Origin of the sequence: Aporhodopirellula rubra, assembly GCF_014192335.1 — a bacterium.
Classification (GTDB): Bacteria; Planctomycetota; Planctomycetia; order Pirellulales; family Pirellulaceae; genus Rhodopirellula; species Rhodopirellula rubra.
On record NZ_JACHXU010000003.1, the window covers coordinates 219674 to 245688 of the forward strand.

The window sequence follows — 26015 nt, forward strand, 5'->3', positions numbered from 1 at the left end:
GCGACGCCGGTGCATCTGATTTGAGACGCTCGTTAGCATTGCGTCAGTAAGGCCAGCGTTTCAGGTGCCCGGCATGAATGAGAGATGTCGCAACCATCCTTCGGTTTGACGGACGACTGATTCGGACACGTCGATGTCGTATTCGGTCAAGAAAACGTCATGCTCGCGAGTTTTCGTGGGTTCATGGTTTAGCTGCGTCTTGGCATGCGTTTCGAGTCGGCTGATCTGGGCCAATGTTGGTGCGATGTAATTGTCGAGCAATTGCTCGTCGCGGTCATGGATAGACGTCGCGTTTGAATTCAGAGCGTCCGAGGTCATGACAATGTCGATCAGTTCGGTGCTCCTTAAGGCATTGCCGGATCCATCGGGAACCAAATCGATCGCCGACGTGTGATTGAGGCTCGGTGACGTGAGCAGTCCTGCTGCGGCGTAGGCGACCGTTGTCGTGGCGGATGCCGAACCGATCGCATCGGAACCTGAAACGCGGCCAATGGTGCCGGTTGCGAGCAAGTTGCGGAGGTCGCGGTTGGTCAGATCAGGATTGCTCGAAAGTGTCAACGCGGCCAATCCGGCGACGTGAGGGCTCGCCATGCTGGTGCCTGATAGGGTGGCGTAACGCCCGCCGACGTACGTGCTGAAAATGCCAGCCCCCGGTGCATCGATTTGCACAGCGAGGCTGTCGCCGACACGGTTGCTGAAGCTCGCGATCGATCCCGATGAGGTCGAGGCGCCAACGGAAATCACGTTGTCATCGGTGGCGCTGAATCGTGCGGGAAAACCGGGGGCGGTTGCGGATTCATTGCCTGCTGCGGCCACGACAAGGGAACCCAAGGAGCGGGCGTAGTCGATTGCCGAGTCGATCGCCCAACTGTAGCCGCCCCCAAGGCTGAGGTTAATGATATCGGCGCCCATCCGAGCGGCGTAGCGAATTCCGGCGGCCACGTCGTTAGCGGTACCCGATCCGTCGGCGTCTAAAACCCGAACAGGCAGAATCGTTGCGTCAGGAGCGATGCCGGTGGCACCAAATCCGTTTTTGGACGCGGCGATCGTCCCGGCGACGTGAGTGCCGTGACCGCGGAGGTCGTTGGGGTCGTTATCCCCATCCGTAAAATCGTATCCATGGACGTCATCGACGAAGCCGTTTTGGTCATCGTCGATTCCATTGTTCGGAATCTCACCCGGATTCACGAAAATGTTGTCGGTCAGGTCGGCATGGTCGAGATCAACACCCGTATCTACAACCGCGACGACGACGCCTTGTCCGGTGTATCCCGCCGCCCACGCTTCCGGGGCACCGATCGCGTTGATATTCCAGTCTCTTGTCGAGCCAAAATATTCGACATCGGGTAATGGAGCGACGGTTCCATCACCGCTATCCGATTCGGCATCGTCACCGCCTGAATTCGAGCCTGGATCGATTGGCCCAATCGGAGCGAGCGGTTCGGCCGAGATCGATAACGTGTACTGTGTGGTGTAGAGCGACGTGGAGGTTACCGCGATCCAGTAATCGCCAGCCGCGAGCGTTGTGGTGATGACGTCAGCCGTCAGTCCCGTTTCGATCGAATAATCGATCAAACTGCCTGCGAAGTCCGTTAGGTATAAATTCGCGTTGCGAGTGAGTTGCGACAGATCGACTTCGATCTCGGCAGCCCGTTCGAGGGAGAATTGAATCACGTCACTTTGGTCGTGCCATCCCAGTCGTCCGAGAAAAGATCGACTGCCGTCAACGGTCCCGATGTTGGTCGCGGTATCGCGAGTCGAACCGGCGTCCGAAGTTACGCTGAAATCAGTTGGCGTCGTGCTGGACACCTCGGCAGAAGTGGCATCGAATTGACTCGCGACTGACGGGACGCTGGTTGTCTCACCGGTCAGTCCATCGGCGGCGAGTAGGCGTCGATTTTCGAGCGTTTCAAGCCCGAGAGCTCGGTTTCGCGGCCACTTTCTCAATGGGGAATGCATGGCACGACATCCTTTCCGTGTAGGCTGGGAGAGCAATCCTTTTGGTCCGTTTTGATTTTAGCTGTGGTGCGTGGCGAGGAAACCTTGGACGCTCGGTGACGAAGCCGGGGGGGAGTCGTGAGACAGGTAAATCCTTGTTTTGCAGTTATGGGTTGGTGATTTTGCGTTGTCGGCGATTAGGTCGTTTGGGGACCGTTCGGTTGGGCTTTAGGGGGGCGTTCGTTTTGCGATGCCGTTCCGGGCTGTTTTCCTGTCCCGCCGTCGACGATACTGCATTTCTCGAGTTTGCTTTTAATTTGTTATTCGGTTTGTTTGGCGTTTATGTGTGGAATCACGGGTTCGGTATGGATGCGAGAGGATCAGCGTGTTGATGACGCGCTGATCGGGCGGATGACTGAGATCATTTCGCATCGCGGGCCTGATGACTCTCAGATTTGGACGGATGCAGGGCATCGAGACGCGAGTGGAAACCCGATGGGCGTTGCGCTCGGGTTCCGACGGTTGTCCATCATCGATGTCGAAGGCGCGCGGCAACCGTTGAGCAATGAAGACGGCCGTGTGAAAATGGTGTTCAACGGCGAAATCTACAACTATGTCGACTTGCGACGGCGGCTCGAGGGTTCGGGGCACTCCTTCGCGACGCATGGCGACGGTGAATCCATCCTGCATCTCTATGAAGACATCGGCACCGATTGCTTCTCGCAACTCAACGGAATGTTTGCGATCGCGATTTGGGACGCGAGCAAAAACCGGTTAATACTCGGTCGGGATCGAATCGGCCAAAAGCCGCTCTACTATTCGTTCAAAAACGGTCGACTCGTCTTTGGCAGTGAGCTGAAGTCGTTGGCGTTGGTGCCCGGCATCTGTGAGGAGATTGATCCGGCGGCGATCGATGAGTTTCTTACCTATCAATACATTCCTCATCCGGGCACGATTTGGAAAGGTGTCCACAAGCTGCCACCCGGACATTTTGCGGTTCTCGATGCTCAGGGATTTCGGGTCGAGCGATATTGGAATTACGATCCATCCATTGAGATCGAAATCGGACATGCCGAAGCCGTCGAACGATTGCGAGAGTTGTTGAGCGATTCGGTCCGGTTAAGGATGCGTAGTGACGTGCCGCTCGGTTCGTTCCTGTCCGGTGGTATCGATTCGTCGCTAATCACCGCGTTGGCGGGCGACCATACTGACAAACCGCTAAAGACGTTTAGTATCGGTTTTCCGATCGCGGATTTCGATGAGACAACCTACGCCGCTCAGGTTGCCGAACATTTGAAAACGGACCACACACGTTTTGAGGTCACTCCTGATGCGATCGGGATTCTCGAGAAATTGGTTTGGCACTATGACGAACCGTTTGGTGATTCTTCTGCGGTTCCGACGTGGTATTTGTCCGAGTTAACGCGGCGGAATGTGACCGTGGCGTTGTCAGGCGATGGCGGTGACGAATTGTTCGCGGGATACGAGAGGTACCGTGCACTATGGTTGAGCCAAAAGATTCAACGTTTGTTTCCGATCCACGCGATGCCAGGAATTGGGCTGATTCAGAAGCTCCCTGATTCGAATCGACGGCGCAGTATCGTGCGACGTGGCAAACGTTTCTTGGAAGCGATTGGGCAGCCGGATGTGCGACGATATTTGAATTGGTTGCAAATTTTCCCGGAGTCGCTGCGAGCGTCGATGTACACCGACGAATTTGTCAATGAATTGCCGGGGGAGGATCCGGTTGCGTTTTTGGAATCGGTTTGGGCACGCAGTGAAGGACGCGATTTGGTGACGCGCGCATCCACATCGGACGTGCTGTCTTACCTGCCGTGTGATTTGATGACGAAGGTGGACATTGCCTCCATGGCTCACGGGCTCGAAGTCCGCCAACCGATGCTGGATTATCGTGTGGTGGAGTTCGCCGCGACTCTTCCGGTGCGACACAAATTTCGCGGCCGTCGTGGCAAACTACTGCTTCAAGATGCGTTTGGTGACAGAATTCCGCCTGGAATTTTTACGCGTCCTAAAATGGGGTTTGGGATTCCGATCGGAAGCTGGTTCCGCAATGAGTTCCGTCCGCTGGTGCATGACACGATGATGGCAAGTGACGCTTCCATTCATCGTTTTTTCCGTCCCGAAGCAATTGAAGAGTTGGTGACTGCCCACGAAAGTGGTGAGCAAAACCATGGCTATCGACTTTGGAATCTATTAATTCTCGAAACTTGGATGCGGGGGGCGGGCCTGTAGCCGTTGCCCGATGGAAAGATGCTGGTCGAGGCACTAGCATGTGGTATCGGAAGTTCGCACTTCCGCCCTTTTCCTTCTCACACTGCCTCGCTTTTAGAAGTTTTTCATGGCCCAGCGCAGCGCATTTGATATCTGCAGACTGCTCCGCGATAACATCGCTAAGGTTGTCTTAGGCAAAGACGATCTGATCGACTTGCTGATTTTGGCCGCGATGGCGGGCGAACATGTCTTGTTAGAAGACGTGCCCGGTGTGGGGAAAACCTTGGCGGCGAAAGCGCTTGCTCATAGTCTGGATGCAAAATTCTCGCGTTTGCAGTTCACGCCAGACTTGTTGCCGAGTGATATCACGGGAAGCATGATTTATCGCGCGGCCACAGGCGAGTTTGAGTTTTCACCTGGTCCGATCTTCGCCAACGTCGTTTTGGCTGACGAGATCAACCGCGCCCCGCCTCGGACGCAATCGGCGTTGTTGGAGGCGATGAGTGAGGGGCAGGTGACCGTCGATGGCGTGACACACGATCTGCCTAAACCGTTCATGGTCATCGCAACGCAGAACCCGTTCGAGTATGAAGGTACGTACGCGTTGCCCGAGAGTCAGTTGGACCGTTTTCTGTTGCGGACCTCGATCGGCTATCCGATCCGCGAAATTGAACGCATGGTTTTGAAGACGCACCAGGCCGGCGAGCCGGTCAACACGTTAGAAAGTGTGGTCTCGCCCGAGCAAATCGTTGCGGTTCAGGAAGAAGTCGGCCGCGTGCGGTTTGATGATTCGTTGACGGGTTACCTGTTGGATATTGTCGCTGCGACTCGCCAACACGAGGCGTTTCAGGTGGGAGTGAGTACGCGGGGGGCACTCAGTTTTTATCGTGGCTGCCAATCGCTGGCGCTCTTGCGTGGACGCGACTACGTGGTGCCCGACGATCTCAAATTGCTGGCTGTTCCCGCGTTGGCCCACCGGGTTTTGCCCGAGGGGATTTTCCAGGGCGGCAGCCGTACCGTTGTCGAGCAGCAGTTGGCCGATTTGATCGAGCCGATTCCAGTGCCCGTATAATATTCGGTGCCCGTATTATTTCTTGTTCATCCTCACTGACGTGCGAATCCTCCTGCGCGTGAGGCGGTCAAAGCAAACTCATCCATGGAAAGACGCAGTACCCGCCACCGGCTGACGCGACTGGGCATCCAGGTGATGTTGATCGGCATCTTTGGCATCTTGGGTGGTTCACTCAACGGGCTCAATCTGCTGGTGGTGGTGGCCGCGATCACGCTGGGCTGCGTCATCGCGCAGTGGCGGATCAGTCGCGCGATGATCACGTCGCTGCGGATCGATCGCCGGATGCCTTCGGAAGCCTTTGCGGGCAAGCCGATGCGGATCCGCTATCAGATCAATAACCAACACCGGCTCATGCCGCTTTGGATGATCAGTTTGGTTGACACGATGGAAAAGATGCGTCTGGCGAAAAGCGAGGTTTCCGTCCCGAGTAAGCGGCCTGCTATCGTGCCTTTTGGCAGTATCGAGGCGTTGACGGGGGTCGGGTTGCTGATGCCGGGACAGACCACCAGTGCGTATTTTGATTTGATCGCACACCACCGGGGCCGATATCGATTCGGGAGATGGCGGGCGTCCACCCTCGCACCGCTCGCGTTATCGACGGCGTATCGGGAGTCGATCCGCGAAGAGGACTACGTCGACGTTTACCCTCGCCTATTTCGATTGAAGCGATCTTGGCAGCGATTGCTGCCCAGCCGAATTGGTAATGTTTCGGCAACTGTGCACCGACAGGGGCCATCGAACGATGTCTTCTTCGGTTTGCGTGAATACCGTCACGGTGATAGTCCACGTCATATCCATTGGCGGACGACGGCGCGGTTGGGTGAGCCAGCGGTGCGTCAGTTTGAACAGCAAAAGCGTTTCGACCTGTGTCTGTTGGTCGATGCTTGGTCGCCTAAAGCGGTCGACCCGAGTGACCGTCAACAGCGCTCGAGTTCGTCGACTTTGCGTGGCAGGATCAAATCACTCGGGCCAAAAACGGCAACTTCGAAGAAGGAAGCCGAATCCCGGGCGGTCGACGAATTTGCGGTCGATGAACACGTCGAACGAGCGATCAGTTTGGCTGCGACGTTGGCTGTGGAGTTGACCCACGGCAGCGAAAACCGCGTGCTGTTGGTGGTCGCCGGTCAGGAGATCGGTGTCATTGCGACCGGGGCCTCCCTGGTCGGACGGAAGCGGATGTTGCAGGCGTTGGCCCGGATGAACCCGAGTTCTCACGTCCCTATTTCCGATGCCTTGTTGAAAGCCTCTTCGGCAGCGACGCGGTTGCCGGATCTTCTGGTGATCAGCTCGAGATCGCAAACACGGGCCGCAGCATCGGACGCGGCCACGGCTACTTCGCTTCGGCGGTGGAAATCCCGCAGCCAAGTGAATTGGGTCGACGTGTCGAGCAAAGATGCGAGTCAATGGATCGCGTCGGAGAATATTTAAAATGAGCGAACCAGTGTCACCCACCGTCGAGCCAGAGGACGAGTCTCAAGGTGTCCCGCAGGATGCCGGGGTTTGGCATCAACCGGACACGCCGCTGAGGTTGCGGACGAAGTTTGCGTTTGCGCTCGCGACGGGGCTCGGTGGGATGCTGCTCGGGACGGCATCGGACACTCAGTCTCTGTCGGTCATCGTCGTCACGTTTGCGGTGATCGGATTCGTTTGCGTCGACTGGCAAAAACTATTTGCGCTTCCTTCGTTGGTTGCCTATGCAGCCATGGCGTTGACCGCGTTTGTTTGTGTCGCGGAGTTTGTGCAGGATGCGGACCAGTTGGGCCGAAAAATGGTTGCTGTGGCACAGTTGCTCGCGGTCGCGCAGGCGATCTTGATGCTGCAAGAGAAGACGCATCGACTGTTCGAGCAATTGCTGATCTTTGCCCTGCTGAACTGTGTCGTTGCGGCTGTCTTCAATGATGCCTTCAATTACGCGATCTGGTTCATCCCGCTGACGATCACGGCGGGTTTTGCACTCGCGTATCTCGCCGCCGACGAGACAACGACGCGTGCGGTCGAAGCCAGTCGTACCGCAAACACGCCTTCCAACGATCATTCCAAACCTGCTCTCTATGCGTTGGATAATCGAGCGGCGAAGCGTGCGTTTGCGAAGGTCGCGTTGGGCGTGCCGTGGACGAGCGTCTTTGTGTTGTTGCCAGCAGTGACTCTCATTGCCGCGACGATTTTCTTTGCATTGCCAAGACGAATTGAGGCTCAGCGTGGGGCGTCGACGGAGGCCTTGGTCGGCTTCAGCGGTAGTGTGAAATTGGGCCAAATCGGCCAAATGCAAACGAGCAAGGAGCGTGCTCTTCGGGTGAAACTGATCGATCCTGAAAAGAACCAGCCGTACTCCGTTTTGGGTAGCATTTATCTACGTGGGCGAACGCTCGAACAGTACATCGCCGATCGGGATATTTCCGAAGGTGGAGGCACTTGGCAGACAGTTCCGATTGGACTTTCGGGGCCGAATCAGGTTCTTCCGGTCCGCTATGTTCCCAAGCGTAACAGTGATTTGATCTTTTTCGATCGGGTTCACGTCGAGGTGCATTGCGAATCCATGCGGACGCCTGATCTGTTCGCGATTGCACCTTATCACCGAATCATTGGTAGTGAGGCGGTAACGAATCTTCCGTTCCAATGGACGATTACTCGGAACCAGAAACTCGCCGGTGGAGACGGGTTTTCGCAGTTCCCGCGTATCGAATACTTCTTCGGAACGCACGCCTTTCGTGATGGCGTGCAATCGGAGTGGATTAACGACCTTTCGTTAGCGCCGATGGACTTAGTGGATTCCGATGGCATGCAAAGCGTCTCAATCGACGATGAGTTCAATACGGCTCAGCCAGAGGCGTTGGTCGCCGAGCAGCTCGAATACCTCGATGAGTTGTTAGAGTATTCTGAGCAAGTGATGCCGTCGGCTCGTGAAATTGCCGATGAAGTCATCGCTGAAATTCCGAGGCGAAAACGCACGCCTGTCGAGATCGCCAAACGGCTCGAGCGTCACTTGTCGTTAAGTAACCAGTACCAGTACACGCTGAATCTGGATTCCAAAAACATTTTGGGGATGGATCCGATTGAGCAGTTTCTCAGTATCGATCGCCGAGGGCACTGTCAGTACTTTGCGTCGGCGCTCGCGATGATGCTGCGTAGTCAGGGGATCCCAGCACGGTTGGTGGTTGGGTATCACTGTGATGAGTTCAGTGATCTCGGTCAGTACTTTATCGTTCGTCAAAGCCACGCCCACGCGTGGGTCGAGGCGTTGATCGATGCCGAAGATCTACCGCTCGGCAAAAATATCTATGGGCAACCGCGATCGCGTCGGTATTGGTTACGGCTCGATCCGACTCCCGGTGGCGGTGGCGTCGTCGATGAGTCAGGTGCCAGGGGCAGTCGGCAGATTGCTGACTTGGCTCAAAACCTCTGGACGGATTACGTGATCGAGATGGATCCGAAGACGCAGGAGTCCACCTTGTTGTCGACTCCGGGGTTCGCACCGATGACTCAGTCATATCGGACGTGGATCGAGCGGACAAAAACTCTCGCTTTAAAAATCAACGCCGGCGAGGTCCAGGGTATTGGAGGTGGTGAGCTGTTCTCAACGAATGGGGCAATTATCGCGATTGCGATCGGTTTTGCAGCGGTGATTTTTCTGAAGCTTCAGTTTCCAAATCTCTACGGCCGCCGGCGAGGCGCCGCCAAGGCTCAGAAGTCCGCTCGTCCTTCGATTCCGTTTTATGCCGAGGCGCTCGAATTGCTTGAGCAAGCCGGTTATGCTCGGGCGCCTGGGCAGACGCCCGCTGAATTGACCGCCAGCCTTTCCGATGATGGGCTGCGGAGTCCGACGTCGGTGCTGACGCAGTTGTTCTATCGGTTGCGATACGGATCTGAGACTGCAGCAAGCTCGGCGGCAGTCGGTGGCGACCCAGCCTCAAAGAAATCGATTGAGCGGTCGCTCGATTTGATCCGAGGTGCTATCAAGCAGCATCGCAAGCCAAAAAACAAGTAACGACGAAAAGATCGCACACGCATGATCGTGACCATCGATGGGCCCGCAGGGGCGGGCAAAAGCAGTATCGCACGCGATGTCGCAGTAGAGCTCGGGTTCGCATTTCTCGACACCGGTGCGATGTATCGCGCCATCACGTACGGGGCAATGCAGGCGGGGGTCGAACTGCAGGATGTGGCGTCGCTTGTCTCGTATGCCGAGGCGGCGACGTTGACGTGGGAGGACGATCGCATCGACCTCGATGGTGAGGATGTCTCCGATGCGATTCGGACGCCCATGGTCACGTCAAATATTCGATTCATCGCTGACCCGCCTGAGATCCGAGGGTGTTTGACGGAACAGCAGCGTCGCATCGCGAAGGGACGCGACATCGTTACCGAAGGGCGTGATCAAGGGACGGAGGTTTTTCCCGATGCCGAGTGCAAGATTTTCTTGACCGCTTCGCCTGAGGAACGAGCCCGACGACGTCAGTTGCAGTTGATTGCCTCCGGCCGGGAGGCGAGTCTGGAGGAAGTGCTGATCGCTCAAAACCAGCGTGATCTTGAGGACCGTATGCGGGATGTTGGGCGGCTGCGTGCGGCGTCTGACGCAACGGTAATTCAGACCGATGGCATGTGCCCCGAGCAGGTCAAGCAAGCCGTTCTCGATACCGTGCGTTGTCGCCAGGCATAGCTTGGTCGAGTAAGGGGCGGGCTGTCAGCAAGTTGTGTCGCCTGGGTTCGGGTGCCCGGAGTCTGGCGATATCGGCTGCCTCTTTGACGAAAGGCTTTAGTATTGAAAGCTTTCAGCGTCCTCTTTCGGGGCGGCCTGATAGCCGTAGGGTTCCATGCTGCTTCCCGCGCGGCCTTGGCTCAAACTGCGGATCGCACTGCTGTAGCCGAACATCTCTTTGAGTGGTGCGTGTGCCGTGATGACGGTCATCATGCCGCGCGACTCCGTGGATGCGATAATGGCACGACGTTGTTGAAGGTCACCGACGATCTCGCCCATGTAGTCTTCGGGAGTCGTGACTTCGACCCGCATGATCGGTTCGAGCAAGACCGGTCCGGCGGCTTCGAGCCCCGATTCGAATGCGTCACCGGCTGCGATTCGGAAAGCGACCTCATCGCTGCCTTCGTCTTGCATTTCGGCGTCGTAGACTTCGAAGCGGACACCAGAAAGCGGGAAGCCCGCGATCATCCCCCCGCCGCCGGCTCGCTCTCGCATCTCTTCGATCGCGGCGGTGCGAATGGCGTTAGGCAGTGGGCAGTCCGGTGGTAGGCGATCGAAAACGACGACTGGCGCTGAGGGATCTTCGGTCGGCATCACGCGGGTTTTCAAGCGGGCGAACATCTGTGTCGCACCAACAACCCGGTTGCATTGCCCGACTACATCCGCCGTGCCGCCGATCGTTTCACGATAGTTAACACGAGGTTTGTAGAACTTGACATTGAGGTTGAAGTCGCGCGTGAGTCGGTGCTGAATCACCTCGAGGTGCAGTTCACCCATACCGCTGATGATCGTTTGTCCGATTTCTTCGTTCTCGACGGCGCGGAACGTTGGGTCCTGACGCCGGAGCATGTTGAGGGTTTCTTCGAGCTTCTTCCGGTCCGCTGTGCTCTCGGGCTCGATCGCCATCGAGAGGACGGTCTCGGCGAATTTGATGCTCGGCAATTCGATCGGGGCCTTTGAGTCGCAGACGGTGTCGCCGGTGATGGCGAACCGAGGTCCGATCACGCAGCAGATATCCCCGGCGCCTACCGATTCGCTCTGTCCGTCGCGATCTTTTTTGGTGGCGTGGATCTGCCAGATCTGTGCGATGTTCTCTTTCTTGTCTCTGTTTGGGCAGAAGACACGAGAGTTCTGTTCGAGTTTGCCGCTGTAGACGCGGATCCAGTAGTTGTCGCCCGTCTTTGCAGGAAGGATTTTAAAAACGAGCCCGCAGAATGGTTCGTTGGAATCCGGTTTCCTCGTTTGTGGCTTGTCTTCTTTTCCAGGCGTGATGCCGACGACGGGAGGTCGGTCGAGCGGGCTGGGGAGGAAGTTCCCGACGCCCGTCATCAGGGGTTGGACGCCGATCCCGTGAAGAGCCGAGCCGCAGAAAACCGGTTGAATGACACGGTCGAGGCAGCCTTTGCGGAGGGCTGCGATAATCATCTCACTCGGTACCTCTTTTTCCTCGAGGGCGAGTGTCATCGCCTCTTCGCTGAGTTCATAAACCACTTCCATCAACTGTTCACGCCAAAACGTTGCGTCGTCCATCAATTCGTCGGGCAGTTCGGTCTCGGTGACCGTCTTGCCTTCGGTTTCAGGGTCAAACTGCAGCAATTTCATGCCGACCAGATCGATCACACCACGGAATGGGTTGTTAACGTGAGTGGGCCCTTCGCCGACCGGAATCTCGACCGCAACGGGGCGTCCGCCTAGTCGTGGTCCGATATCGTTGAAGACATCGTCGAAGCTGGCCCCTTCGCGATCCATCTTGTTGATGAAGACGATCCGCGGGACTTCGTAGCGATCCGCCTGGCGCCAAACCGTTTCGCTCTGAGCTTCAACGCCTTCGCGAGCGGAGAAGACCACGACGGCGCCATCGAGAACTCGCAAGCATCGTTCGACTTCCGCGGTGAAGTCGACGTGGCCGGGGGTGTCGAGTAGGTTGACGTTGTATTCGCCCCACGTGTATTTCACACACGCGCTGAAGATCGTGATCCCGCGGTCCTGTTCCTCTGGGTCGTCGTCGGTGTCGGTTGTCCCGTGGTCGACTCGCCCGACACGGTGCTTTTCACCACTGAGGTAAAGCATCCTTTCGGTGACTGTCGTTTTTCCGGCGTCGATGTGAGCAATGATGCCAATGTTGCGGAGCTTGGATATGTCGGCGGCCATGAGCGGGAACTAGGAGTCAGGTAGGCGTGCAGGGGCGGGGCAAAAGCCGTACGGGCGCAAAAAAAATCGCGATTCGGAAGAAACCGAATCGCGAGCAATTGTGATGTGTTTCGGCGTCGACGGATAGTCGAGTCGTCCTCTCTAGTGAAGGGAGCGACGTTATTGCCGGGGCAACGTGACCGAGTGCTTACCAGGCAAAGTGTGCGAACGCCTTGTTAGCGTCGGCCATGCGGTGAGTGTTCTCACGGCGGGTGTAGGCGGCACCTTCCTTCTTAAATCCTGCCAGCAGTTCGTCGGCAAGTTTGAGGTGCATCGGGCGACCCTTCTTCTCACGAACGGCACCGAGGATCCAGCGAATCGCAAGGCTCTGCTGACGAGCCTTGTTCACTTGCATTGGAACCTGATAGCTCGCACCACCGACCCGTTTGCTACGGACTTCGATGTAGGGCTTGATGTTTTCCAGTGCGGCTTCGAATACTTCGAAGGGGGTTTCCTCTCCTTCGTGTCGCTTGCCGATTTCTTCAAGTGCATCATAGAACACGCGTTGTGCGGTGGTCTTTTTGCCATCGAGCATGAGGCAGTTGATGAACTTGCTGGCGAGCAGTGACTGGTGCCGTGGATCGCCTTTGAGTTGCGAGCGACTGGAAGTGATTCGTCCCATGAAAGTACGTCGGTAGAGTGAGAGTTTGTGTGAGGTTGGATCAGAAGGTTCGATTGCGGCCGTGACCAAAAATTACTTTTTGGCACCGTAGCGACTGCGGGATTGTTTCCGGCCGTCGACGCCCAGTGCGTCACGCGATCCGCGAACAACTTGGTAACGCACACCGGGCAAGTCGCGAACACGACCGCCGCGGACGAGCACGATCGAGTGTTCCTGCAAGTTGTGACCTTCGCCAGGGATATACACCGTGACTTCTTTGCCGTTGCTCAACCGAACACGAGTGATTTTCCGCAGAGCGGAGTTTGGTTTTTTCGGCGTCATCGTCCGAACTTGGAGGCAAACGCCCTGCTTTTGGGGGCATTTTTCGAGAACCGGCGACTTGCTCTGGCTCTTCTTCAGCTTCCGGTTCTTGCGGACGAGTTGGTTGATTGTGGGCATAAATGGAAATCTAGACGTAAAAACCGCTTGGGGAGACGGATCCACCACAGCGATTGACAACGAAAGGGTGAGTCACTGGAAGTCGCGAAGTATCGCGAGTGAGGCAGATTTGTCAAGGCCGAACAAAAGACTCCGTTTTTCACTCCCTGTGAAACGCGTTTAGCCCTCGTGAAACATGGGTTTCTGCCGTTACACTGGCGTCTGTCTTCCAGGCGAATGCTGCCAAAATGCACCTGTCCGGCTGTAACCTCCCCCGTGGGGAGGCCCGCCAAGGCTCAACAGGTGCGAAATTTCGTCCGCTGCCCCTGAACCGATCGGTCCGCGGGTTGCCGGGACGAGGTTGGGCGTGTTGGTGTTTGGCTAGACAATTTCGGGCGAGGCAATTTTGCAGGTTCACGGCATTTGACTGGTTCGCGACGCGTCCGAACCTGATGCCCGCCGAACCCGCGTGGGTCTTCCCAGCTCGCTATCTTGCATTCCCACCAAATCAAATCAAACGATACACCTCTAGACGAGAGAGAGACCACCCGCAGATGAATCAACGCAAAGGGAGCGAGTTCGCCGGATTGGCAGTCGCTATTATTACGCCGTTTCGTGACGGAACATTGGATGTCGCTCGGCTCCGGGAACAAATCGAATTCCAAATCGATGCCGGAACGAACTGCATCGTGCCCGCCGGAACAACGGGTGAGTCGCCGACTCTGTCGCACGACGAGCACGAACGGGTCATCGCCGAGACGATTGCCTGTGTCGCGGGCCGAGTGAAAGTGATGGCGGGAACAGGCAGTAACAGCACCGCCGAGGCCCTGCGTCTAACTCGCCGGGCGGCTGCCGAGGGGGCCGACGCGACACTGCAGGTTGCACCGTATTACAACAAGCCGACTCAAGAAGGAATGTATCGTCACTTCAAGGCGATCGCCGAAGACGTCGATATTCCGGTCTGCGTGTACAACATCCCGGGCCGAACGGGCAAAAATATCGAAGTTGAAACCATCCAACGGCTCGCCGAATTGCCCGGGATCACGATGGTCAAAGAAGCAACGGGCTCGCTCGATCAATGTTCGGCGATTCTTGGAACGACCGATTTGACGGTCCTCTCGGGGGACGATTCGCTGACTCTGCCGATGATGAGTGTCGGTGCCGAGGGCGTGATTTCCGTTGCGGGGAACGTGGTGCCGAACGTCATGCTCGAATTGGTCCGTGCGGCCGCTTCGGGGGATTACACCACCGCCGCCGAAGTTCACCACCGGCTGTATTCGTTCTGCAGCATCATGCTCGGATTGTCGACCAACCCGATTCCCGTCAAGGCGGCGATGGAGATGCTCGGTCGCGATACCGGCGAACTGCGTTTGCCGATGGTGGCCTTGGACGATGCCGAACGAGCGATCCTTCAGGAATCACTCCAGAAATTTGGTATCGAATCCGCGGTTAGCTGATTCGTTGCCCTGCGCCTGATTCATTGCTCTGAGGGCGAGGCCGAGCCTGCGGCCGTTGTTCGCAGGTCGGCGCGGTGCCTGGAGTGATCGACGCTCGGGAGGTTGCTGCTCGTGTGATTAACGCTCGTCCAGGAGTGTTCCGAGCCGATTTGGTTTATTACCAGCCGAGTACGTGTGCGAAGACGAGCGGTGCACAGATGGACGCATCGCTTTGAATCATGAATTTCGGCGATTCGGGATCCAGTTTGTACCAGGTAATTTTTTCATTTGGCACGGCGCCGCTGTAACCGCCGTAGCTGGTGACCGCGTCGCTGATTTGGCAGAAGTAACCCCAGAGGCGGACATCTTTTTCGAGGTCCTGTTTCAGCAGTGGGACGACGCAGATGGGGAAGTCACCGGCGATGCCGCCACCGATTTGGAACATCCCGATTGGTGCATCCGCGCTGGTCGCTTCGTACCACTTGATCAGTCTCCCCATTTGCTCCGTGCCTGTGGCGAAGGCGGTGTGATTGGGGACGGTCCCGTCATAAACGCGTGCCGCATAGATGTTTCCCAGCGTCGAGTCTTCGATGCCAGGTGTATACACCGGGATTCCCGCGTCTTTCGCGGCCGCCATCCAACTGTTCTCGCGTGGCACTTGGAAGTGTTCCGCAAACGTGGGGTCGTCAAGCAAGGCGAACATGAAATCGGCAGGCATCCACGTCTCGTCGCTCGCAGCCTGTTGCACCCATAGTTTGGTTAGGCGATGTTCGAGGTGACGCATCACGGTTTCAGGGATACACGTGTCGGTGACCCGGTTGAAGCCTTCGTCTCGTAGTCGGACTTCATCTTCGACGGACAATGCTCGCCAGTCTTGAATCGTTTTATATTCGTCGTGAGCGACCAGGTTGAAGAGATCTTCTTCGAGGTTGGCCGCCGTGCACGTGATCGCGTGAACTTTGTCTTGGCGAATCATTTCGGCTAACGAGAGTCCGAGTTCGCCGGTGCTCATCGCGCCCGCGAGCGTCACCATCATTTTACCGCCGTTGTTAACAAAATCACCGTACGATCGAGCGGCGTCACGCAATTCGCGAGCGTTAAAATGACGAAAATGGGTTTCTAAGAAATCTGTGACTTTCACGGGTGGACTCGGGGTTGGCGAACAAGGACGCTAAACGGACGAACGCCAAATTGGTAGTGTTTTCTTTCTCGCGCGTCGATATGCCTCACAAAAACACTGGCTTTTCCAGAACAATTTGACAACGGTCTGGTTAAAACAAAGACAGCGCTCCTCTTGTTAGAATTGGCTCGAATCGCCGGTTTGCCTTATCTGAATTTGAAGTCGCCTCATGGTTTCCACGTCTCAAAGTGCCCCCACGCCAGCATCCGTGGAGAAGTCCCGGCGAGTTGCTCGTGCAATCGTCGTCGGGGTGATCATGGTGCTGTGGATGGGCTGGATGTGGGCCCCGCGGACGATATCGTCATCTGAAGCGATTTGGTTTCTACCGATGTCGACGGTCGACTCCACTGAATTTGATTATCAGCGTGCTAGCCGCAACGGCTACGTCGACAGGACGTTTTCTTTCTTTCCTACCATTAGCAACGGATGGAGCGTGGGAGGTTTTCCGGTCGATGCCTACCATTTCGTTCGCAACAGCAGGAGTACTCGATTCACGATCGTGCCGTTGGCGATGACGCTCAACCTTTTGTCGGTTGCGCTTTTGTTGGTTGGCGGCGTCTACTTAACGTATTTGGAGTCGCCGAAGGATGTGATATTAACCACGCTGTGGCCACGCGGTGGACGACGAAGTCGGGTCCTGATCGGTTTGACGCTGATCGCGTGTGTTATCGCGCCAATCGCATCAGTCTATTTTCGACGGTGTGAACGGGTGAACCGTCAGGCGTATCAGGCTCGCGAAGCCGGCGTCATCCGGTCGGTCAATCATCCCTTCATGACCTACATGCCGATTTGGTTTCAATCGGCCTTCACGCATATTCATCGGCTCGAGGTTTACGCGTCCGCGTGGGAATCGTCCTCAAAACAGGGCCGTTGGAGGGAACAGACGGATATCGAGCTCGCCAATTACCCTGCCCTTCAATCGGTCGGCCTGATAGGTCCGTTTTTATCGAAGAGTTTCGATGAAGTGGCGGAGTTGCCGCTGTTGGAATCACTCTCGTTGTATCGCGTCGAGAGCATCGACCGGGTCCAGGAGTTGGTCGCTCGAGTTCCCGTGCTCGATACACTTGAAATTCAAATGTCGCGAGGTCGGCGGTATCGCGGCGACCGCGGTTTGGACCGCTTTGATGAAATGAATTTTTATGCCGGGGGCTGGGACGATCGCGAGTGGGGGCGTTACGACCAAGACGACGAATCGTTCTACGAAGAGTCCGCAGACGATGAGAGCGATGAGGCTGATAGTGAGAGAGATTTTACTATCGCAAATTCCGGTGCAACGTTTGATTTCAGGCATCTCGACACCTTGCGAATTCTGAGGCTCGGTTATGTACCGGCATCCGCAGTGAACTTGGAAGCCGTCGTCTCATCGGCGAGAGAGTTGGAAGAGTTGGATTGGCAGGTTGCCGGATTGATGGACAAGAAATTCCATGTCGCTGAGCTTCCGAAGTTGAAGGTGTTGGTCATCAGTACGACCGAGACGGACGACATTCCCGTTGAGATTGAAGTCAAGCGGATGCCAAACTTGCACTCGCTGTTCCTGCCCCGGGAGCAATTGTTTGATCTCACATTGGATCGTGTGCCATTGCTGTCGTCGATTGAGTCGCGAGCGTTTTTCGCGATGGATGACGAAGACGGTGTCGACAGCATGCCGATGATCACTGGGCTCACGATCAAGGACGCCCCGAGTTTGATGACGCTGGATATCGTCTCGAATGAATTGAAACGCTTTGAAATCGAGGGGTGTGCTTCATTGCGGACACTGTCGCTCTCGGGCGAACGTCCCCCGGTTCGTTGGGGCTCGGGATCCTATAGCGATTTCGATCCCAATGATAACCCTGATGCTAGCGAGGCACTGCGATCGTTCTGGGAATGGCTGGCTAAGGAGCAGGGCCTTAATTCGCTTACTCTCGCCAATCTTAATCTGCGTCGCGTCGATTTCTCTGCGTTCGACAAACTGAAGTACCTTCGCTCCGTTTGGTTCTCTGATTGCAACGCGGCCGTGAATCAACTCGAGTTATTATCCGGTTTGCCCTCGCTGCGAGAATTGCATGCTCCGACAATCCAATTGTCTGAACGAGGAGTCAAACGGTTGCTCGAAGCCAATTCCAAATGGGAAGTCTTGCAGCTCGATTGGTCCAAGTTGGCAAGGATTGAGATACGCGACCAACTTCACTTGCGTAGTGCGATGGGAAACCGAGAACTCAGTGCGCAGACGATCCAACTCGAGAACCTGCCCCGTTTGCATGATCACATTTTCACTAAATCGAGTGTTCAAAAATTAGAGCTGCAGAACGTTCCGCAGCTTCAGGGCATTTTCGTTGCCGGTCGGATTCCTAAGGATGCTGAGATCGGAGGTGTGTCCGCGTTGGAGCATTTTTGCATCGCCGCATGTGACTTCACTCTCGAGTATCTCGAGGCGTTGAAGAGGTGTGAGAATCTGCAGACTCTTTGCTTGCCAAACTGCACTGTTCCGAACGAACTGTTCGAGCAATTGCCGAGCTGGCGAAAGCTATCCGCCGTTGACCTGAAGCTTCTTCGTATCACGCAGGACTCCGGAGAGGTCGTGCCATTTTCTGATGTGCACACCGCTTCGCTGGCTCTGATGCCGGGGCTCAGTCGGGTCAATTTGGATCGCACCGCAATCACTGGGCGATCGATTGCCATGTTGTCCAAATGCAAGGACTTGCAGGCTGTATCGGTGCGTGGTTGCAGGCTCAAACCGGGTGACCTCGATCCGCTCACAGAGAACCGCGTTCTGACGGAGCTCAATGTCACTTCGCGGATGCAGGTTCCAGAGGAACTCGAAGACGTGGTTGTTCGCGGTGGATTGATTGACGATCCGGACGAGATGAGCACGTTTGATATGTCGTGGAACTCGATCTTTACGGGTGAGCCACGGGCGAGAGAACGCTCCCGCGCGGTGCGACCAGAACGGCGCGGTCCGACGCCCGCCGGCGGAGCGGGGCCGCTGTCACGTCGCCGGCAAGAGCGTCGGCGTGAACCCACACCGTGACCGTTAAACCAGCGAGCGTGAAGGTATAGGTGTGGACCATTTCGATCACGCTGACGTCATGGAACATGCCGTTGCAGAAGTAGCCTGATAGGGCCCCGATCATCAGCATACCGATCTGGCGGTGCGGTGATCCATCGGGGTGCATTCGTGACAAACGCCATGCGATGCAAAGAACGCTGAAGACGAACAGCACATGTAGGCTGAGCCCGATCAGTCCCAGGTCGACCAGCAATGACAAGAACACATTGTGTTGTACATAGGGCCGTACGTTTTCGAGTGGGATTCCGTGGCTTCGGATGGAGTGATACGGCTCCGCCGCGGTCAAGTATTGGCCGAAACCGTGTCCGCCGAGTGGTCGATCAAGGAACATCTCCCATGCGACCGTTGCCAGCAGTGGGCGAAGCTCGACGCTCTTGGCCGCCTCGTTTGCGCTGAGTGCTTTGTCGCGTTTGAACGCCAGCAGCTGTTCTTTGAGTCCGAGCGTCATCGCTCCCGCAAAGACGATGGTTGCCACGAAAGCGACGACGCGCACCTTCACCGGAACATACAGCATTCCCAGAATCGCCAGTGACATCGCGGCCCCGCACCAAACGCTGCGAGTGAGTGTCGCGTAGCAACCCGCCAGTGCAACGACCGCGAGAAGTCCATAGATGGCTTTGCCGATGCGACCCGATGAGAAGAATCGGATCACGCATGCGCATAATCCCAACGTCATGACGATTCCATTTCCCGCCGGATTGAGCAACGGGCCGCGGCCTCGTCCATAGAATTCCCAAACGTCTCGATCGTTGATGAATCGTGGGAAGACCAACGCGCGTAGGTCCAACATCTCGCACACGGACGTTAATGACAGATAGGTGCCCAACACAACCAACATGGTGACAAGGGCGTCGATCGAACTTGTCAGTTCACTGCCGTCTTTTCCAAATCCGGTTCGTGCAACCAGGTAAGTCGCGGCAGGGATCGCAAGGTAAAACAGCCACCGGGCGATCGGCGGTTGGTCGGCATTGAACATTCCAAATCGCAGGCAGCTCAGGAGTGCCCAGATGACGAGGCCGATCACGACAAAATCGAGTCGATGGAGTTGCGGGATTGGTTCGCTCCGCCGGATCATGCGAAGGGCCAGAATCAGCATCACGCCCGCCCACGCGATCCGGTCCAAGCTCAACGAGATCGGGCCTTGAATCGAGAAAAACGAGGGGCCGAAAACCGTCCCCAGAACCAAAATGCCGATCACTGCCGAAAGCACGCGCATGCGTACGGCCAGGGGAAAGGCCCACGGGAGTGCGGCAATCATGAAAAAAAGTACAAGCCAGAACATGCCCAATCCTAGGTCGCGATTTTCGCCTTGGGAGAAAAAAATGCGGTGAGATCAACCGCTCCGCCGTCAGGGATCTCCGCGTTGCGCCGGTTATGATCTCGGCCGAGGTTCCCCTCCGGATGTGTTGGGATGCCCTTCATGGTAAAAGACTGCAATAGCGCGTCTCGCTCTTTTGTTCTCATGGTAAAAAAAATGACCCAGCACAGTCCCACCTATGCCATCACGATTCGTTTACGCTACGCCGACGCACCCGGTGCCATGGGCAAAATTACGACCGCGATCGGGGATGCCGATGGGGCGATTGGTGCGGTCGATATTGTCAATATCGCTGGGCATGCGATCTCACGTGACTTCACGGTCAACGCGAAAGACGTCGAGCACGGCAAGCGGATCGTCGAGTGTCTGAGGCAGGTCGAAGGGCTCGAGGTGGTCCACGTTTCCGACCGTGTGTTCCTGATGCACTTGGGCGGAAAAATTGAGGTGCTGTCAAAGTCGCCGATCAAGACACGGGACGACTTGTCGATGGCATACACGCCCGGTGTGGCGCGAGTGTGCAACTCGATTGCAGCAGACCCCGACGCCTCGTTCGCGCTGACTATCCGCCAAAACACCGTTGCCGTTGTTAGTGACGGTTCCGCCGTGCTCGGCCTCGGCAACATCGGGCCTCGCGCCGCGATGCCGGTGATGGAAGGGAAAGCGATGTTGTTCAAGGAGTTCGCGGGCGTGGATGCGTTTCCGATCTGTCTAGACACCCAGGATACCGAAGAGATCATTCGCATCGTTCAGTGTCTTGCTCCGACCTTCGGAGGGATCAATCTCGAAGACATCTCGGCGCCGCGGTGTATTGAGATCGAAGAACGTTTGGACAAGCAACTCGAAATTCCCGTGTTCCACGATGACCAGCACGGGACCGCGATCGTTGTTCTCGCCGGGTTGAAGAACTCGTTGCGGCGGATCGGGAAGGCGATGTCTCAAGTCCGAATCGTGATCAATGGTGCGGGTGCAGCGGGGACAGCGATTTGCAAATTGTTGATCACATCGGGGGCACGCAACATTATCGCGTGTGACCGAAGTGGAGCATTGCATTCCGGGGAAACGGAGTTGGACGCGACCAAGGAGTGGTTGGCGCAAAACACAAATCCGGAAGCCGTTTCGGGCAGTCTCAGTGAAGTGATTCGCGGCGCCGACGTCTTCATCGGTGTCTCAGCGGCCGATGTGCTGACCGTCGATGACATCAAGAGCATGAACAATGATCCGATCGTTTTCGCACTGGCGAACCCGGACCCGGAAATCAATCCGAGTTTGGCGGGGCCGCACGTCCGGATCATGGCGACCGGGCGAAGCGATTTCCCGAATCAAATTAACAACGTGTTATGTTTTCCCGGATTGTTCCGCGGAGTGCTTAATGTCCGAGCGACGACCGTCAATAATGAAATGAAAGTTGCCGCGGCCGATGCAATCGCCGACGTGATTCCGCCCTCCGATTTGCTCGATGACTACATCATTCCGAGTGTTTTTGATCGCAGGGTGGCTCAGGTTGTCGCTCAGGCGGTTTCCACCGCTGCGTTGGAAACGGGAGTCGCACGACGAAAAACGAAAGCTGCTTACCATCTCAGTTAAGCGGGGACTCGACTGTTCGTGTCAAGGCGAGTCGTCCGGATGGGCGTCGAGTATGCTGATGTGCGGTCATCGTTTTCAACCGGCTTGCGAGCGGGGTGTGTTTTCGCAGCGATGACTTTTTGAAGACTGCACATTTTCTTGCAAACTCGAGGTCCCCATGCGTTCGTTTTGTTCACCAGAAGACTTTGGCGATGATCTGTGTTTGATCCAGCAAACGGTCCGGGGGTGGGCATGGCAAACGCGTCTTCTTGTTGGACTGGCCGTTTGCTTGGCCGGGTCGGTGACGTTGTTTGCACACGAGGGAGCACATCCCTCGGGGCATTCGCACGCCGAGGGCGAGTCTGTCGCGGATGCGGTGAAGACCTCGCGGTCTAATGCGGTAATCCTGCCGTCACCCCCGACTGGCGACGATGTCTTTCATTTCGCCATTTATGGTGACCGTACCGGTGGTGTGCCTGCCGGTTTGAAGGTGCTCGAACAGGCCGTTGTCGACACGAATCTCCTCGATCCTGATCTCGTTATGACGGTGGGAGATTTGGTGCAAGGTTACAACGAGTCGGGCCAGTGGCTCGAGCAGATGCACGAATTCAAGGACATCGTCAACCGTTTGAATATGAAATGGTATCCGGTTGCGGGCAATCACGATGTTTACTGGCGGGGGCAAGGTCCGGCGCCTCAGGGGCATCACGAATCAAACTATGAAAAGCACTTTGGCCCGTTGTGGTATAGCTTCACGCATAAGAATGCCGGATTCATCGTTCTTTATTCGGACGAAGGTGATCCTGCCACGAATCTGAAGGCGTTCAACGTGGGGGCTCTGCAGAACATGAGCGATGAGCAGATGGCGTTCTTGGAGTCGGCGCTGTCGGAAATGAAAGAAAAGGATCACGTCTTTGTTTTTCTGCACCATCCTCGCTGGACCGGTGGAGGATACGAAGGCAGCAATTGGTCTCGCGTGCATCAGATACTCGCCGCGGCGGGCAATGTCACGGCCGTCTTCGCGGGGCATATCCACCACATGCGATATGACGGCGAGAAGGACGGCATCGCTTACTACGCCCTCGCAACGACAGGCGGTGCGCTGCGTGCGGAAATTCCTGACGCCGGTTATTTGCATCACCTCAATCTGGTGACCGTGCGGCAAGACCGAATTTCAGTGTCCGCGATCCCCATCGGCGCTGTGATCGATCCGAAACAGTTTACGCCAGAGTTCTTGGCCGAAGTCGAAGCCGCAGCCAAGGTTCGATGCGTGCAAACATCATCGGAACTCATCGTCGATGCGGACGGATCGTGTCGTGGCGATGTGACGATGAAGATTAAGAATCCTGGCTCTCGCGATGTCGATGTCACGTTAATGAATCTCCCGGCGAGTTCGCAAAATGGATGGCAGTCAACGCTGGATCACAGTCACTTCGTCATCGCAGGTGGCGAAGAGAAGGAGATTGCGTTTGAGATTGCTCGGAGTGTCGGTTCGATGGGACAGGTGGCTGTGCCGGCGGTTCGTATGGAAATCGACGTGTTAACCTCGGCCGCTCGCGTTCGACTGCCAGTCGTCGATTCACCGCTGAAAATCTCGCCCGGGCAGGTTCCCGCAGAGTATTTTGCCGGCAATGTGGATCGTTGTTTGTCGGTGACGAACGAGGCATCGGCGATCCGTATCGACTCTGCCGATCTCGATTTGCCCAATGGGCCCATGACCGTTGAGGCCTGGGTGCGGCCCACGGAGGTTGCCGGATATCGCGGTGTCTTGGCTAAGACCGAGAGTTCCGAATTCGCAATCTTCAGCGATGAAGGTGTTCCAGAATTCTCGATCCACGTCGGTGGGCGGTACGTCGTTGCGAAAGCGACTCGGCCAATGGTTGTTGATCGCTGGACGCACTTGGCCGGTGTGTTCGATGGCGACGAGGTGCGGTTGTTTGTTGATGGGACGCGAGTGGACTCGAAGCCGGCGAGAACTAAGGCAGACAAGCAGGAGCAACCTGTTCGGCGGAAGCGAAACAAGTTGCCGTTGTTTATCGGCGCGGACACGGACGCCCGCGGTGTGGCAGCGCGAGGGATGAGAGGATTGATCGACGAAGTGCGGATATCGAAGTCTGCCGTTTACACGGACTCTTTCACGCCTGAGGCACGCCATCTCCCAACGTCCGATACGGTCCTGTTGATGCATCTCGATCGTTCGATCGGTCCGTTCACGCTCGATCACAGCGCCTCGGCGTCGAAAGGCATGCTCGGGAGGTCGAGCGTTCTTGTCGAGAGTCCACCGAAAGACTGATCGGCGGCGACGGTTGGCGTGGTATCGAGATTGGATGCTGCAATGGCTATTTGTGAGGGCAGCGGCCTGTCGGTGTGGTAGCAAGCGTGTTTGAGGCGGATGGTGCGGGGCATGTCCGCCTGAGCGATTTTGCAGTTGTTTTCCCGTCGATGAGTCAGGCGATTTTGCGGTCCCGGGTTGCCCGTTTTGGTGCACGAGGTGACGATTGAGGAATGGAAACACCCTCAGATCAGCCCGTTGTTGCCTTTGAGTCATCGCACCGCGCTCCCTGTCAGGAGGTCAGTTTGGTGTTGCAGGCGATTGGCATTTCGTCCGAGATCGCCCGTGACAAAAACGGCTGGGTAGTGGTCGTCGACGCCGCCCGGCATTCGGTTGCGGTGGACGAAATTGACGACTACCTGCGAGACAAATCCGTCGAAGTGCCGCGAGTGGAGTCGCGGGTTCGTTTATTCGGTGGAGCGGTTGTTGGTGTCGTTTTTTACGTTTCGATACTCGTTTCCGTGTTCGTTCTCGACGGTATCTCGGCGTACGGTGTTTCGTGGAGCGACGTCGGGCATATGCGTGCCGGCGACGTCATGTCGGGCCAGTTCTATCGCACCGTCACAGCATTGATGTTGCATGCCGACGCGTTGCACCTGATGTCGAATTTAGCCTTTGGCGGATTCTTTGGTTTGTTGGTCGGCCGAATTTTTGGGGGCGGGATCGCGTGGTTGGCGATAGTCGTTTCGGGAGCAATGGGAAACGGACTGAACGCATTGCTGAGAGAGGCCGGGCACACATCGATTGGTGCTTCGACTGCAGTTTTCGCTGCGTTGGGAATTCTGGTGGCGCACGCGCTGCGCCCTCGGGCAGGTGACGCTTCGACCAGGATGCAGCGTTGGAGTCCTTTGATCGCCGGCGTGCTGATGTTTGCGTTCATCGGCCTCGAAGGGGAACGCACCGATGTGCTCGCTCACACGACAGGGTTGGTTTCAGGGTTGGTCGTGGGGGCGTTGTGCAGTCGATTGCCGGAGCGGATGTTTGCGAGCGAGGCGGCGCAGTTCGCTGCCGCGGGGATCACGTTTGCGATCATTGTCCTGTCGTGGGCAATTGCAGCAACCGGTTAATGCCGCTGAACGCGGATGCGGGCACATGCTCTCGCGGGAATACCTCGAGCAAACAGCTTCGTTTTGCCTGGTGCAGGGCAAACTTAACGAATCATTCAAATTGGCGAGGCGAGGCGTCGCGAATCGCTGCGAGAGTTTTTCCACGGTGAGCGTTGTTCGATCCGGCGTCGGCGCGCGGATTTGCAGCGTCGGGACCGTTTTTGGTTTAGGGGGAGCAGCCGCAAAAGAAACCAGAGCCGTCGGCAAAATCTGGTGGTGCGGGAGAGAGCGATACGCCTGATGTGGTTTGTGAAAACCTCGTCATGACGACCGCTCAGCAACCTCACGCGGCAGGTTGTTCCGGCTTGTTTCAAACCGTTTGCCGCGTTTTCTAATTCTTCACTTCTTCACTTCTGTATTTTATTCAACGAGCGGTGCGTATAACCGTTGTGATCGAAAACGACCGGTCGGGTCAACGTCCGCTGAGAATCAATTACTCAGCGAGTGAGACGTTCTCAGCGCAAGGTCCCTTAGGGCCTCGACCTTCGGTGTAAGTCACTCGTTGACCTTCGCGAAGGTCGTCGAATGCGACCCCCTGAAGACTCGACGAGTGAAAAAACAAGTCTTTGCTACTTCCAGTGTCGATGAATCCAAATCCCTTATCGGTGACTCGTTTGATCGTACCCTCTGCCATCTGTTCATTCCTAAAAGGTGTCTTGTAGCCGAACCCAAAAACAGTGTGCCCTCGGTGCTCGACTACTGCGGAAAAGTGTATCGCCCAGAGGCGGTTTTGGCGATGCAGGCCGCGGATTCAGTTTCGCATTTTTCGTTTTCCAAACGCGTTGACCCTGCGAATCGTTGTGAAATCGGCAACGAAAGAAGTTTCATGAAAACTTTCGTCAAGCAGACAATTCGGGCAGTTGT

Annotated in this window: 16 protein-coding genes and 1 pseudogene; 10 read left to right on the forward strand and 7 right to left on the reverse strand. The window is 56.4% G+C overall.

Annotated elements, in window-relative coordinates:
• Nucleotides 1-60 precede the first annotated feature (60 nt).
• Nucleotides 61-1959: a S8 family serine peptidase gene (locus FHS27_RS05460; RefSeq protein WP_184302779.1), complete on the reverse strand. Its 1899-nt coding sequence runs from the start codon at nt 1957-1959 to the stop codon at nt 61-63.
• Nucleotides 1960-2280: 321 nt separating this feature from the next.
• Here FHS27_RS05460 and asnB point away from each other — a divergent pair, with 321 nt between their 5' ends.
• The 5 genes from asnB (at nt 2281) to cmk (ending at nt 9899) form a co-directional block, all read left to right on the forward strand.
• Nucleotides 2281-4191: an asparagine synthase (glutamine-hydrolyzing) gene (asnB, locus tag FHS27_RS05465; RefSeq protein WP_184302782.1), complete on the forward strand. Its 1911-nt coding sequence runs from the start codon at nt 2281-2283 to the stop codon at nt 4189-4191.
• A 106-nt stretch (nt 4192-4297) separates the two neighbouring features.
• A complete protein-coding gene (locus FHS27_RS05470) occupies nt 4298-5242 on the forward strand; it encodes an AAA family ATPase (protein ID WP_221224896.1) in 945 nt (314 codons plus the stop codon).
• A gap of 135 nt (nt 5243-5377) precedes the next feature.
• Nucleotides 5378-6670 carry a DUF58 domain-containing protein gene (locus FHS27_RS05475; protein ID WP_184303356.1) on the forward strand — a complete coding sequence of 431 codons (1293 nt, stop codon included), beginning with the start codon at nt 5378-5380 and terminating at the stop codon, nt 6668-6670.
• A 1-nt stretch (nt 6671) separates the two neighbouring features.
• Nucleotides 6672-9227: a transglutaminase TgpA family protein gene (locus FHS27_RS05480; RefSeq protein ID WP_184302786.1), complete on the forward strand. Its 2556-nt coding sequence runs from the start codon at nt 6672-6674 to the stop codon at nt 9225-9227.
• A 21-nt stretch (nt 9228-9248) separates the two neighbouring features.
• On the forward strand, nt 9249-9899 hold the full coding sequence (cmk, locus tag FHS27_RS05485; RefSeq protein ID WP_184302789.1) for a (d)CMP kinase: 651 nt from the start codon (nt 9249-9251) through the stop codon (nt 9897-9899).
• Nucleotides 9900-9995: 96 nt separating this feature from the next.
• On the opposite strand, the gene fusA is transcribed toward cmk, so the two are convergent.
• The 3 genes from fusA to rpsL all read right to left on the reverse strand — a co-directional run bounded on the left by fusA (nt 9996) and on the right by rpsL (nt 13188).
• On the reverse strand, nt 9996-12089 hold the full coding sequence (fusA, locus tag FHS27_RS05490; RefSeq protein WP_184302792.1) for an elongation factor G: 2094 nt from the start codon (nt 12087-12089) through the stop codon (nt 9996-9998).
• Between the two features lie 187 nt (nt 12090-12276).
• Complete coding sequence (rpsG, locus tag FHS27_RS05495) at nt 12277-12750, reverse strand: 30S ribosomal protein S7 (protein WP_008676203.1); 474 nt, start codon at nt 12748-12750, stop codon at nt 12277-12279.
• 72 nt (nt 12751-12822) lie between these two features.
• The gene (rpsL, locus tag FHS27_RS05500; RefSeq protein WP_008676202.1) at nt 12823-13188 is read right to left on the reverse strand and encodes a 30S ribosomal protein S12; all 366 of its coding nucleotides are present in this window, start codon (nt 13186-13188) and stop codon (nt 12823-12825) included.
• 533 nt (nt 13189-13721) lie between these two features.
• On the opposite strand from rpsL, the gene dapA reads away from it, so the two are divergent.
• The gene (gene dapA / locus FHS27_RS05505) at nt 13722-14624 is read left to right on the forward strand and encodes a 4-hydroxy-tetrahydrodipicolinate synthase (protein WP_184302795.1); all 903 of its coding nucleotides are present in this window, start codon (nt 13722-13724) and stop codon (nt 14622-14624) included.
• A gap of 157 nt (nt 14625-14781) precedes the next feature.
• On the opposite strand, the gene FHS27_RS05510 is transcribed toward dapA, so the two are convergent.
• The gene (locus tag FHS27_RS05510; protein ID WP_009097212.1) at nt 14782-15744 is read right to left on the reverse strand and encodes a deoxyhypusine synthase family protein; all 963 of its coding nucleotides are present in this window, start codon (nt 15742-15744) and stop codon (nt 14782-14784) included.
• A 208-nt stretch (nt 15745-15952) separates the two neighbouring features.
• Here FHS27_RS05510 and FHS27_RS05515 point away from each other — a divergent pair, with 208 nt between their 5' ends.
• Nucleotides 15953-18793, forward strand: a complete 2841-nt coding sequence (locus FHS27_RS05515; RefSeq protein ID WP_184302798.1) for a leucine-rich repeat domain-containing protein — start codon at nt 15953-15955, stop codon at nt 18791-18793.
• A gap of 205 nt (nt 18794-18998) precedes the next feature.
• Here the strand turns inward: FHS27_RS05515 and FHS27_RS31520 are convergent.
• Nucleotides 18999-20114, reverse strand: a pseudogene (locus FHS27_RS31520) (O-antigen ligase family protein); the annotation flags it as partial.
• 192 nt (nt 20115-20306) lie between these two features.
• On the opposite strand from FHS27_RS31520, the gene FHS27_RS05520 reads away from it, so the two are divergent.
• From FHS27_RS05520 to FHS27_RS05530, 3 genes are all read left to right on the forward strand, one after another.
• A complete protein-coding gene (locus FHS27_RS05520) occupies nt 20307-21734 on the forward strand; it encodes an NAD-dependent malic enzyme (protein ID WP_184302801.1) in 1428 nt (475 codons plus the stop codon).
• Between the two features lie 157 nt (nt 21735-21891).
• Nucleotides 21892-24006 carry a LamG-like jellyroll fold domain-containing protein gene (locus FHS27_RS05525; RefSeq protein WP_246419142.1) on the forward strand — a complete coding sequence of 705 codons (2115 nt, stop codon included), beginning with the start codon at nt 21892-21894 and terminating at the stop codon, nt 24004-24006.
• Nucleotides 24007-24218: 212 nt separating this feature from the next.
• On the forward strand, nt 24219-25112 hold the full coding sequence (locus FHS27_RS05530) for a rhomboid family intramembrane serine protease (protein ID WP_221224897.1): 894 nt from the start codon (nt 24219-24221) through the stop codon (nt 25110-25112).
• Between the two features lie 472 nt (nt 25113-25584).
• On the opposite strand, the gene FHS27_RS05535 is transcribed toward FHS27_RS05530, so the two are convergent.
• The gene (locus tag FHS27_RS05535; protein ID WP_009097195.1) at nt 25585-25785 is read right to left on the reverse strand and encodes a cold-shock protein; all 201 of its coding nucleotides are present in this window, start codon (nt 25783-25785) and stop codon (nt 25585-25587) included.
• Nucleotides 25786-26015 lie beyond the last annotated feature (230 nt).

Coding starts and splice junctions, on each gene's coding strand:
- FHS27_RS05460 (WP_184302779.1), bottom strand. CDS start 1,959: ATGCATTCCCCATTGAGAAAGTGGCCGCGAAACCGAGCTCTCGGGCTT.
- asnB (WP_184302782.1), top strand. CDS start 2,281: ATGTGTGGAATCACGGGTTCGGTATGGATGCGAGAGGATCAGCGTGTT.
- FHS27_RS05470 (WP_221224896.1), top strand. CDS start 4,298: ATGGCCCAGCGCAGCGCATTTGATATCTGCAGACTGCTCCGCGATAAC.
- FHS27_RS05475 (WP_184303356.1), top strand. CDS start 5,378: ATGTTGATCGGCATCTTTGGCATCTTGGGTGGTTCACTCAACGGGCTC.
- FHS27_RS05480 (WP_184302786.1), top strand. CDS start 6,672: ATGAGCGAACCAGTGTCACCCACCGTCGAGCCAGAGGACGAGTCTCAA.
- cmk (WP_184302789.1), top strand. CDS start 9,249: ATGATCGTGACCATCGATGGGCCCGCAGGGGCGGGCAAAAGCAGTATC.
- fusA (WP_184302792.1), bottom strand. CDS start 12,089: ATGGCCGCCGACATATCCAAGCTCCGCAACATTGGCATCATTGCTCAC.
- rpsG (WP_008676203.1), bottom strand. CDS start 12,750: ATGGGACGAATCACTTCCAGTCGCTCGCAACTCAAAGGCGATCCACGG.
- rpsL (WP_008676202.1), bottom strand. CDS start 13,188: ATGCCCACAATCAACCAACTCGTCCGCAAGAACCGGAAGCTGAAGAAG.
- dapA (WP_184302795.1), top strand. CDS start 13,722: ATGAATCAACGCAAAGGGAGCGAGTTCGCCGGATTGGCAGTCGCTATT.
- FHS27_RS05515 (WP_184302798.1), top strand. CDS start 15,953: ATGGTTTCCACGTCTCAAAGTGCCCCCACGCCAGCATCCGTGGAGAAG.
- FHS27_RS05520 (WP_184302801.1), top strand. CDS start 20,307: ATGACCCAGCACAGTCCCACCTATGCCATCACGATTCGTTTACGCTAC.
- FHS27_RS05525 (WP_246419142.1), top strand. CDS start 21,892: ATGCGTTCGTTTTGTTCACCAGAAGACTTTGGCGATGATCTGTGTTTG.
- FHS27_RS05530 (WP_221224897.1), top strand. CDS start 24,219: ATGGAAACACCCTCAGATCAGCCCGTTGTTGCCTTTGAGTCATCGCAC.
- FHS27_RS05535 (WP_009097195.1), bottom strand. CDS start 25,785: ATGGCAGAGGGTACGATCAAACGAGTCACCGATAAGGGATTTGGATTC.